General features: G+C 43.5%; 6 protein-coding genes and 1 pseudogene. 4 read left to right on the top strand and 3 right to left on the bottom strand.

Annotation, left to right across the window (positions count from 1 at the left end):
• Positions 1-219: 219 nt before the first annotated feature.
• Together murD and glyS are read right to left on the bottom strand one after the other, a co-directional pair.
• Positions 220-1593 (bottom strand): UDP-N-acetylmuramoyl-L-alanine--D-glutamate ligase, encoded by a 1374-nt coding sequence (gene murD / locus HEQ19_28505; GenBank protein WYM02837.1) that lies wholly within the window; start codon positions 1591-1593, stop codon positions 220-222.
• An 87-nt stretch (positions 1594-1680) separates the two neighbouring features.
• Positions 1681-3831, bottom strand: coding sequence for a glycine--tRNA ligase subunit beta (gene glyS, locus HEQ19_28500; GenBank protein WYM02836.1), 2151 nt, complete (start codon positions 3829-3831; stop codon positions 1681-1683).
• A 691-nt stretch (positions 3832-4522) separates the two neighbouring features.
• Here glyS and HEQ19_28495 point away from each other — a divergent pair.
• The 4 genes and pseudogenes from HEQ19_28495 to HEQ19_28480 all read left to right on the top strand — a co-directional run bounded on the left by HEQ19_28495 (position 4523) and on the right by HEQ19_28480 (position 11065).
• Entirely contained in the window at positions 4523-6007 is a 1485-nt protein-coding gene (locus tag HEQ19_28495; protein WZI67046.1) for a HEAT repeat domain-containing protein, read from the top strand.
• A 530-nt stretch (positions 6008-6537) separates the two neighbouring features.
• A pseudogene (locus HEQ19_28490) lies at positions 6538-7575 on the top strand (PBS lyase).
• Positions 7576-8514: 939 nt separating this feature from the next.
• The gene (locus HEQ19_28485) at positions 8515-9732 is read left to right on the top strand and encodes an MFS transporter (GenBank protein WYM02835.1); all 1218 of its coding nucleotides are present in this window, start codon (positions 8515-8517) and stop codon (positions 9730-9732) included.
• Positions 9733-10093: 361 nt separating this feature from the next.
• On the top strand, positions 10094-11065 hold the full coding sequence (locus tag HEQ19_28480; protein ID WYM02834.2) for a hypothetical protein: 972 nt from the start codon (positions 10094-10096) through the stop codon (positions 11063-11065).
• Here the strand turns inward: HEQ19_28480 and HEQ19_28475 are convergent.
• Positions 11054-11809: a hypothetical protein gene (locus HEQ19_28475; protein ID WYM02833.1), complete on the bottom strand. Its 756-nt coding sequence runs from the start codon at positions 11807-11809 to the stop codon at positions 11054-11056. The genes HEQ19_28480 and HEQ19_28475 overlap by 12 nt on opposite strands.
• Positions 11810-12047: the final 238 nt, after the last annotated feature.

Below are 12047 nucleotides of genomic sequence, written 5' to 3'. Positions count from 1 at the left end.
GCTCTAGACCCAGTTTTTTTTTGGTAAAATCCATTTTTTTCTCTGCGCTCTCTGCGGACTCAGCGGTTAAAAAAGTAATTTATTTAACTACTTACCCACAGAGGACACAGATATAAAAGATGAAAAAGGGATTTTTTGAGCAAAATTTTTACTCACATTGAAAGGGCTAGCCCTAAATTTGTAGTGGAGCTTTAGCGCTTTCAGGCTACTACAAACTGTTTAGTTTTTTTGCACCCACGCCAAACACAACTGACGAAAATCATCACCCCGGACTTCAAAATTAGGATATTGGTCGAAACTCGCGCAAGCTGGAGATAGTAACACCACAGAAGCTTGATGTTGTTTCGCTAATTGGGCTGATTTGGGAATTGCTTTCTCCATTGTTTCGACAATTTCGTAATTAGCATATCCCACCTCTTGTAGCCGTTGGGCAAATGCAGGCGCAGCGTTACCAATTAATAAGACTGCGCCGGCTTTGGCTTGAATTTTTGCTAGCCAGCCTGTGTCATCACCCGCTTTAGCTTCGCCACCGGCGATTAAAATGGCGGGACTGTTAACAGATGCTAACCCGACTTCGGCTGCGTCGTAGTTGGTGGCTTTGCTATCGTTAATAAAATCAATACCTTCCCAAGTGCAGATATGTTCTAAACGATGGGGAACTCCTGGAAATTCCCGCACCCCATGTTCAATAGCATCGGCTGCAATTCCGGCTAACCGCGCTGCTGCTACAGCCATGAGCAAATTTTGCTGGTTATGTTCTCCTACCATCCGCAAAGCAGATACTTCTACAATGGGTTCTGGTGTTGCGGTTGGAGTCAACTTTTCTATAACCCAGCCATTTTCGATGTAAAAGCCTTTTTCACCAATCAGGTAATCTTTGCCTTTAACACTTGTCCAATAGGCATCAGGCCAATCAATGACACCCACTTTGCTCAAGTAGACATCATCACCATTAAACACTTGCAATTGCGATTGACGCAACAACTTGGCTTTGATGTTGTAGTAATTTTTTAAAGTTTTGTGGCGACTGAGGTGATCTGGTGTGAATGTTGTCCAAACACCGATGCGGGGGGTAAGGGTAGTAGATGATTCTATTTGATAACTGCTAAGTTCCCCAATCACCCAGTCGGGAGGTGTTGCAGCTAAGGCAACTTCACAGGCAGCATAGCCAATATTACCACAGGCGGGGGCGTTTAATCCTGCTGCTTGAAATATGGCTGCAGTTAAAGCAGTTGTGGTGGTTTTACCGTTAGTGCCGGTAATTCCTACCCAAGGGATTGATTGCAAATTCAACCAAGCGAGTTGCATTTCGCCAATGGTTTCAATGCCTAATTCTCGTGCCTTGATTAATATGGGAATATCCCAAGGCACTCCCGGACTGACGACAATTAATTGCGGGATTTCTGAACCATTTAACTCCGGGGAATGCCCCAGTTTAACGGTTATTTGCTCCGCCGCGAGTTGTTGTTGTTGTTCAAGGAGGGTTGGGGAGGTGTTGCTATCACTTAGCACTACCTCCCAGCCTTCCCTTTGCAACAATCTCGCCGCAGCAATCCCGGATTTTCCTAATCCAATTACAGAAGCTTTTGGCATAGACTGTGTGTAGCAGAGATCCCCGGTTAAGCACTACCTATAGTAGCGTTTATTTCCCAAAATTACACCACCCTTAATTGACTGATGCTACAAATTTTTGACAATGGCGCCAAAATCAGCTAAGACACGGGCATGATTGCGAAGTAAACCGAGTAAATGTAACCGATTGCGCTTGATGTCGGGATTGGGGTCCATCACTAAAACGCTGTCAGCACCATCAAAAAAGCTACTAACCGTTGGGGTGATTTTCCCTAGCGCTGCTACTAACAGTTGGTAATTTCGTGATTGCTGGGCTACTTGTGTTTGCGGCACTAATTCGACTATGGCATTGTAAAAAGCTGCTTCGGAAGGCTTTTGGAAGAGTTCTGGCTGAACTACTGCTGTTGGGTCTAGTTGTTGTGTATCCAAGTCTCCTTGGACTGCTAATCGAGCGGAACGGTTAACAGTTTCGTAAATGTGATCTAAGGTACCGTCATGGCGAATTTGTTGGAGATATAATGCGCGATCGCGGACATCTAATAAATCTTTTAATGCCCTTTCGGCATATTCGGGGTCATTTTCTCCCAAGACGGCATTTACTAGGTCATAATCTATCTGCTTTTCTTCTTGCAGTAGGGTGCGGATACGTTGCAGGAAAAAGTCTCGCAATGTCGCAACTAATGGCGCTTGTTCTTTGTCATAGGCGGCGACAAAATCTGTAGTGATTTGCTCTAGTAGATGTGCTAAATTAATTGGTAAGTTAGCCGCCCAGGCAATGTTAATTACCGCATTTGCTGCCCGTCGCAAAGCAAAGGGGTCAGATGAACCTGTGGGAATTAAACCCAAGCCAAAGATACTTACCAAGGTGTCTAATTTATCGGCTAAGGCGACAACTTGACCTGTGATGGTTTGGGGTAAAATATCATCAGCATTTCGGGGTAAATAATGTTCAAAAATTGCCTTGGCAACTTCGGAAGTTTCGCCACTAGCTAAGGCATACTTTTCCCCCATAATTCCTTGCAATTCCGGGAATTCGTATACCATTTGAGTAACAAGGTCAGCTTTAATTAGCAAAGCGGCTCTTTGAATATTCTGGCGTTGATCGGCTGCTAATTGCAGTTGGTCTGTAATTTGTCCGGCAATTTTGACAATTCTATCGACCTTGACACGCAGCGAACCTAAATCTTCTTGGAATGTGACCTTTTCTAACTGAGGTAAATAACTTTCTAAAGGCTTGGCTAAATCTGTTTTGTAGAAAAACTGTCCATCAGCCAAACGGGCGCGGATGACTCTTTCATTCCCTACGGCAATGATATCAGCTTTGCTGGGGTCTCCGTTGGAAATGGTGACGAAATAAGGCAGTAATTCTTTGCTATCTGCGGCTTTGAAAACTGGGAAATAACGCTGGTGACTCACCATGACAGTGGTAATCACCTCCGTGGGTAAGTTCAAAAATTCATCTTCAAATTTACCAACAACAGGCGAAGGCCATTCTACCAAATTACTGACTTCTTCTAACAAATCAGGGTAGATTTCGGCATGACCATTTAACGTTTGTACAGATGCGTTAACTTCCGCTGCAATGTTCGTCGCCCGTTCCTGGGCATCAACTGCCACATAAACAGAGCGTAAGGTGGTAACATAATCAGTAGCACGGGCAATGGTCACAGGTTCTGGATGCAAAACCCGATGAGATTGGGAAACGCGATCGCTCTTGACAATTTTAGAAGCATTCACCAATTCAATCGGTAACACCGCATCATCCAACAAAGCCACCAGCCAACGAATCGGGCGAGAAAACCGCACATCCCCATCACCCCAGCGCATCAACCGCTTCCCTTCTAAACTCAAAATCCATTGGGGAACCAGTTCCGTCAAAATTTCCGCCACCGGACGACCGGGAATGCTTTTGTTGACAAAGACAAAATCCCCCTTGTCCGTGGGGCGAATTTCCAAAGCTTCCAGTTCCACACCTTGCTTTTTCGCAAACCCAGCAGCAGCGGGCGTCGGTTTACCATCCTTAAAAGCAGCTTGGGCTGGTGGTCCTTTGATTTCCTCTTCCCGGTCTGGTTGTTGCGATGGTAGACCTTTGATGAGTACCGCTAAACGTCGGGGAGTACCATAAACTTCCACCGCATCACTCGTGAGATTGTTGGCTTGCAGACTTTGCGGAATGCGCGATCGCCATTGTAAAATCGCATCACGGAGAAAGTTTGCAGGTAGTTCTTCTGTACCAACTTCTAATAAAAATGCAGGCATAGGACAATCTTTTGTAGAACAGCCAATTTCACCAGTTTACCTTGCCGATGGCGGGATGGGGGGATGAGGGGGATGAGGAGACTTGTACTGAGCGGAGCCGAAGTATGGGGAGACATAAGTTATATCCTAGCCCCCTCTATCCCGTGGTAGAGGGGGTTGGGGGTGGGGTACAAAGTATGTCGGGTAAGCGTTTGAACTTACAGCAGCTTTCAGCTAAGTATACCACGGGGTAGGGGCACGGCAATGCCGTGCCCCTACAGTACAGCCGGCACATTGCATAAGTTTTCCTCATAATTTATTCACAAACACATAAGCGTCATCACAAAAAAAACCTTTGTCGTAACGACAGCAACCTTTGTCCTTATAGCACTTCCTATTCAGATGAGGTACAAAATTGTATCACGCGATGTAGGGGCACGGCACTGCCGTGCCCTTACCGATGTACCTCACTAGGGCGAGAAACGCTATACGACAGCAACCTTTGTCCTTACGACAGCAACCTCTGTCCTTACGACAGTGAAAAAAGACATACCCAAAAACTTCTGCGAAGACAGGTAGATAAACCTCGCGGTTGTCACAAATTACAGCGTACAGGGAAAAACAAAGCGGTGAGATTATTATACATAAAATCACGGAGAAACCCTGATATTATAATCACAACCGCGTGCAATTTGGATTATTACCCAGAATCATGCTGATAACACCCCGGCTGACTAGCAAACCTGCCCCTTACATCCTTTATCCTTTAATATTCATCCTTTCCTTATTTCTCTCCCTGTCTTGGGTGAGTGCGAAGGAAAAACCCAAGCCAAACCCGCAAGCGTGGCAGATTAATGGTATTGTAGCTGCCCTTAGTGATGGACATGACCAAGTAAAGGGATATGCTTTTGGCAAATTCAGTAAATATGACCTTAAAAACTTGAAAACGGTGATTGAGAAACCGGAGGATCTTGCCAAAAAAGCTGTTGACATCCTCAAGGATAAAACCGTTGAGGACTATGTTCGTAGCAGTGCAGCATCAGCATTGGGAAATCTGGGAGATGCAGCCAAACCCTACGTCAAAGATATCGCCGACATCCTCAAGGATAAAACCGTTGAGGACTATGTTCGTAGCAGTGCAGCATCAGCATTGGGAAATCTGGGAGATGCAGCCAAACCCTACGTCAAAGATATCCTCGACATCCTCAAGGATAAAACCGTTGACGCCAATGTTCGTAGCAGTGCAGCATCAGCATTGGGAAATCTGGGAGATGCAGCCAAACCCTACGTCAAAGATATCCTCGACTTCCTCAAGGATAAAACCGTTAACGCCTGGGTTCGTAGCAGTGCAGCAAAAGCATTGGAAAATCTGGGAGATGCAGCCAAACCCTACGTCAAAGATATCGCCGACATCCTCAAGGATAAAACCGTTCACGCCGATGTTCGTAGCAGTGCAGCATCAGCTTTGGGAAATCTGGGAGATGCAGCCAAACCCTACGTCAAAGATATCGCCGACATCCTCAAGGATAAAACCGTTGACGCCTATGTTCGTTACGGTGCAGCATCAGCTTTGGGAAAACTGGGAGATGCAGCCAAACTCTACGTCAAAGATATCGCCGACATCCTCAAGGATAAAACCGTTAACGCCTCTGTTCGTAGCAGTGCAGCAGCAGCATTGGGAAATCTGGGAGATGCAGCCAAACCCTACGTCAAAGATATCGCCGACATCCTCAAGGATAAAACCGTTGACGCCTATGTTCGTGGGTATGCAGCATTAGCTTTGGCAAACATAGAACAACTCAACTTAAATAATGTGGTTGTAATTCTCGATAGCGTCTATTACGATAGTCAATCAGATTTCCAACTGTGGCGATTTTTCACTTATTTCCTGAGTGGCGGTACTGATGAAGTCAAAACCCTGCTGACATGGCTGGGCAAACCTAAAAGTATTCCTGATAAACTCACACATGATGAAGGCGTCAAAACACTTCAAGTCTTTCTCAAAGCCTGGGAACCTACTAAAGACTTAAAAGAATTACGAGAGGACTTAGCAAAGCAAATTGCAGAAGTCGCCGCCAACAAAAATGTTGACTGGAAATTACAAGATATCAATTTACTGCAAAGTCATCTCAGCAACCTGAAAACAATCAACTCTACCAATGCTAATGCAGTGCAGTCGGTAATCGATAATCTGTAAGGTTGGCAATGGATTGTCCGTAGCCGAAACACTATCATCATTCATCTTACCTTCTGGCTGGCTCTGATTTTCGCCTACCCCAAATTCCCCCAAGTCCAAGCCATCTTTTTCTGGAACCCCTGGGTACGCCGCATTCTGGGTGTGGGCTATGTCGGCTTTCTCCTCACCTGGGTTCCTTTCTTCCGCCGCAAATTATTTGAACCCTTTAAACCTTCCCTGTTAATTGCATTGTAATGATATTTTCACTACAATAGCACTAGATGGCAAAGCCGAAAATGCTGGTCGTCTCTTTGCAGAACCTTGACAACTCAGAGTATGGGGTTCTACCCAGTAATAGACATTTGTGTGTTGCTTCTGTGGGTAGGTAAAACTCTGACAGTACAAAGGATTGAACATTTTTGTACTTGTTCAACTGTGCGGTGGGGCATCTCGTGCAGTCTAAACAAAGCTCAGTTAATGTCCGACGGGATACCGGGAGTCGCTGAGAAGCCCACACTGTATGCTTGCATCAGTGTGGGAGTATGTCACGCAAGTCGATGTTTCTCCCCCATCTGCTAACAACCTCCCAGCGCATCGTGGTTTTTCTCCCCGCCCACAAATGTGATAAAGGTGTAATTGAAGCAATTCAGCAAAAACTACACGGTCAAACCCAAGACGGCGACTTTCTCAAAAACCTGATTTACAGTGGCGCTATTGACATCTGCATCGACGGACTTAACGAAGTCACCGCCGACACGCGAGCCAAAATCGCCCAGTTTGTGGAAAATTACTTCCGGGGTAACATCATCATGACCACCCAGCCCCTGGAGTGGATAGCCCCTTCCACAGCTAAGACATATAAATTGCAGCCCTTAGAACAAGCACAAATTCAAGAGTTTTTGCTTTCTCGCCAATCGCGACTCCCCAAAAATGCCCAAGTTCAAGGAACTGATTACACCACAGCCTGCACCGAATATTTAACCACAGCCCTGAATCCCCAGCAATTGCCAGAAGAGTTAAACGCAGCCTTGCGGATTCTTTCTAATCCGATGGATTTAACTGTCGTAGCCTTAATGATATCACAAGGCAAACAACCTAATTTATTTCGACTGCAAGAACAGCAATATAACTTAATGGCTGATGAATATCTCCACGAATGGAAACAGGAATTCCCCCTCAAACAATTCTCCGCCGCAGTTTATCAAATGCGACTTGCAGATAAACAAGCCTTACCAGCGGATGAATTTTATCAAGTTTTGAAGTCTTTAGAAGACGAGAAATATAAAATGGTCGTCAGCCGTCAATGGCAAAACGATCAAGGCGAAGCCAAGCGAGAATGGTACTTTCGCCACGACAAAATTATGGACTTCTTTTTAGTGCAAAACTTTCTCGGTGACAGCCCCCAAACCGAAAATATATTAATTGATAATATGGGCGACTCCCGATTTCGCGGAGTGTACTTTTTACTCGCTAATTTATTACCCTTAGACGCAGCCAAAGAACTGCGAGAAAAGTTAATTCAATACGCCGCAGATACCAAAGACCACACGGTGAGTGATACCTTTGTCCAGTTGTTGCGGACGCGGTGAGGAAATGAGGAGAGAGATTGTCCCCCAATCCCCAATCCCTGGTAACAGAGCGGAGCCGTTCGCGTAGCGTCTCGCAGAGAAGTGCAATCCCCAGCCCTTGCATCTGGAGTAGTTATAAATGTTCTGCTGAATCGCAAAAATCCTGACCTTACAACCAAGACTTTTTTCTTTTTTAAAATAAAAAACAAGTGCTAGCAATTGTTTTTTTTGTTCTCATACCTCGTCTTAATATGCATCTTTTAATGAAGATTTTATGAAGTATTCATGATAATATGATTAACATTCTTTACAAGCATAAAAAACTATGATTAATCATGTGCTATAGTTTTAAAAAACTAATAATGTAATCAATGTAGTACCGATGGAAAAAAAATATACTATTATATTTTTGAACATACAGAAAAAATAGAATAAATTTTACAAGCTTATGACCCATAGAGAAATGGAACAGATGATAGACGCTAAAATACAAAAAGCTATACGAAAACACGAAATGATAGTTGCTTGTATTAGTAGCATTATCGGCATGATTATAATAGTCGGTTTATTCCATGCTATATGGCTAAACCATCTTCAAATTCAAAGAACTTTGGGACAATTAATTACTGGATAAATTTCACGAAAGTTGCCTAAAGTTTTCCTTGATATCCCTAAAATTAATTTAGGGTTTTTAGTGTTTGTGATGACAAATCTTGATGCAATTGAAAATTAATTATTGTCATATCCAACATGTAATAATTTCCATCTGCACACCAATAGTCCTAAATAATTTGTGAAATTTCCCATATCGGCTGTTCAAAGTTGACGGTTGACAGTCAACCGTCAACAGCAGCACTGATATTTTTCAGATATTTTTCAAACCCTAATTAGGATTGCTATATTTCTATTGCCTATTGCCTTTAATTTATTGATATCAGTGATATACCCAGGGGACTTGTGATGATGGAAAATAAGAATAATCGCAAAGCTTTATTTGCTTTGTTTTTAACTGTTTTTATAGACCTACTCGGCTTCGGAATTGTTCTGCCAATACTTCCTTTGTACGCGGAACAATTCGGTGCAAAGCCAGATGTAGCAACGCTACTTGTAGCTATTTACTCGTTGATGCAGTTTTTATTTGCAGCATTGTGGGGTAAATTAAGCGATCGCTATGGGCGTCGTCCTATTTTGTTACTTACTTTATCAGGTTCAGTAATTGCATATATAGGATTAGGCGTTGCGAATTCGTTATGGATTTTATTTGTGGCTCGTGGTCTTGCTGGAGTCATGGCTGGGAACATTTCCACAGCTCAGGCATATGTAGCAGACATTACCACACCAACTAATCGATCCCGTGGGATGGGTGTCATAGGAGCAGCTTTTGGTCTTGGGTTCATTTTCGGTCCTGCTATTGGCGGTATATTGACCGGGACTGATCCGCAAAATGCCAACTTTCATCTACCGTCATTATTCGCCGCCGGATTATCTGTATTGGCACTGCTTTCCACCTTAATTTTACTTCCAGAATCTCTCAATCCAGAGATGAAAGCCAAAATTAAAGCTCATCGTCAGCACCATAAGCAACGGCTAAATTTGCTAGAGGTGTTAAAGCATCCACAGATCGGCGTCCTCGTGGCAATATACTTTTTAGTCACCTTTGCGGTTGCGGCTATGGACTCTACATTGGCTCTGTGGTCTAAGCAGCAATTAAATTGGGGACCTGGACAAACTAGCTATCTTTTTGCCTTCATGGGTGTTCTCAGCACAATCATCCAAGGAGGACTCATAGGATTGCTGAAGAAACACTTGGGTGAAATCAAGCTCCTTATTTTAGGAATAGCAGGATTAGGTTTGGGATTACTGCTACTTGGCTTTTCAAAAAGCCTAATTTTATTGTTAATTACCATGACATTTGTAGCTTGGGGAATTAGTATTAGCCAACCTATATTAAACAGTCTAATATCTCAGTTTACAACAGCAGAACAACAAGGACAAATGTTAGGAGTTGCTAGTTCTTTATCCGCTTTGGCAAGAATTATCGGACCAATATGGGCAGGGATGAGCTTTATAAAATTTGGTAGTTCTGCTCCTTTTTTGAGTGGAGCTTTAGTAATGTTGGTGGCTTTGACTCTTAGTCTGCAATTAACTAAAAGCTCATTTATACCCAAGTCTCTATAACTAAGAGTTGAAGATATCCCTTGCAATCTAGGTAATATCAATTTTAAAAAAGAATGGGACAGATAGGGTAGGGGATCGAGGCCTTGCACCCCTACAGATTATCGATGTGTTGCATTTTTGAATTGGTATAGCAACCGCCAAAGTGCTTAGGACATTAACTGATGATAAAACCTAGACACAATCAGACTTGTAACCCAGCGATGCACTGAGCGGTCGTTGTGTCCCCAGCGATGCACTGAGCGGTCGTTGTGTCCCCAGTCCCCTGCTATATAAAAAATCAGCCAGGAAAATTATGCATTATTTTCGACATTTTACCTTCGAGTTCTTCAGATCCAGACGCCTTGTGACAGGTTCCCATATATTGTTACTAGGTATCGCTATCAGCATCCTGCTTACCTGCTTGATATGGTTTGGTGGAAGCATCCCAGCAAGCATCATCAAACTTCCTGACCAAGGGTTAAGCTGGTACTACTGGAAGCTTCCTCACCCGACCTTTTGGAGCCGAGCGACGGCTTGGGGTATGTATTTTACTCATCAGTTGAGCATCTGGATATGTATCTGGTGGGCGCAGCAAACGAAGCTGAAATACAAAACAGTGCTGCACCCAGTTAACTACCTCATGCTTGCGATCAATGGCATTTTCATTGCGCTACACTTCCTCCAGACCTATATCTGGTACGATGCTCTGGCTCAGGATACCTCTATCTGGAGTTCCCAGGGCGCAGTTATATTCCTACTAGTCTTTGTGCTGATTCTGGAGACTCCTCGGCGTGGTCTGTTTTTTGGCCAGTCGATAGCTTTTCGTGAACAGTTTTTGCAAATTATCAAGCAGTACCACGGTTACTTCTTCTCCTTCGCGGCTATTTACACCTTCTGGTATCACCCGATGGAAGCCACCTGGGGACATTTAATGGGTTTTCTCTATATGTTCCTACTCTTACTCCAGTCGTCATTAATCTTCAACCGCATTCATATAAACCGCTGGTGGACTTTCACGCTGGAAATTATGGTGCTAGTACACAGTGTAGTTGTGGCCTGGATGATGGGACGAGGTAAGTGGCCAATGTTTCTCTTTGGCTTTTTTGGTATCCTCATCATCACCCAGATGCACGGTCTACCTATTGGAAACTGGGCTAAACGTACTATGTATGGAACTTTTTTATTGAGTGTGCTGCTAGTCTACGGACTGACAGAGCGCGGCTTTGGTAGACTCTACGAGATCACCCAAATCCCGATTATTGAATTCGCATTGGTTGGTGTAATCTATTTAATTTTCTCGTTTGGTTTTTGGGTGATTTCGCACTTATTTCCACAACAGAATTCATCTCAATGAAAATAATTGTTGTTGGCGTCGTTGCTGTCTCAAAACATTGATTGAAAGACCAACAGCTAATGTAGCCAAGGTCAAACTTGGTTCAGGAACTGCAACAATACTCAACTTATTGATAGCCAATGCACGATTTGGCACAGAAGTGCTAAATACAAGTTGGGAGATATTAGCCTTGTCACTGCTAATCCCCAGAAACACTGCGGAATTATCTAATATCAGCGAGGAAGTCCCCGGTAATGAGAAACTACCCAACAAGTTATTGGACTGATCAAAAGCTGAGATAAATGTGTCAAATGTAAAAGTATCATCAACAGCCAACTGAGTACCAGCAGCGAATACAGGCTGATCAAAGTTAATGGTCAAAGGACCTGGGTTCCCGTCAGCGGGAAAACCTTGTCTTGGGTTAAAACCTGCGAAGAGAAGATAATCTCCCTCAGCAAAGTTAGTCTTAATCTCTGTGGATTTAGTTTGAAAAACAAACGGCGAGCTAATCAGAAGATCATTGCTTTTAGGTATGTTTACACTCAGTCCTAAACCGCCTTGGGATTTGGCTAAAAACGAGTTAGGTAAAGGTTTAAACACAGGTCCAATGACCGACCAATCAATTTGGTCATTTGCTTTTATGGCCTCAGGAGTCTTTACTAATGTAACCGCTTGAACTGGTAATGGTATAACTGCCATTAAAGCAGCAATTGCCAGTAAATATTTGCTATAAAATTTGTATAATCTCGTTGTTGCAGTTGCCAAAAGCTTTACTCCTTATACCTGGTAATGCTATAATTTGATTACTGTGCTTATAGTTCAATACGGTTGCTGTTAAGGAGAATCCTAGGTTGGGATTACCGTGGAGAAACCCAACAAAGCCCCGTCCATGTTGGGTTAGCCTACAGCAAGCAAGCTACGTTCCTCAACTCAACCTACGTGGGTTGAGGGATTTTGGCGCTAACTGAACCGTATTGGCTGATAGTTAACAGTGTCTTTAATA

The organism is Gloeotrichia echinulata CP02 (genome assembly GCA_038087035.1).
In the GTDB taxonomy this organism is placed as follows: Bacteria; Cyanobacteriota; Cyanobacteriia; order Cyanobacteriales; family Nostocaceae; genus Gloeotrichia; species Gloeotrichia echinulata.
Note: the sequence above shows the minus strand (reverse complement) of the source record. Positions and strands in the feature narration are given on the sequence as shown.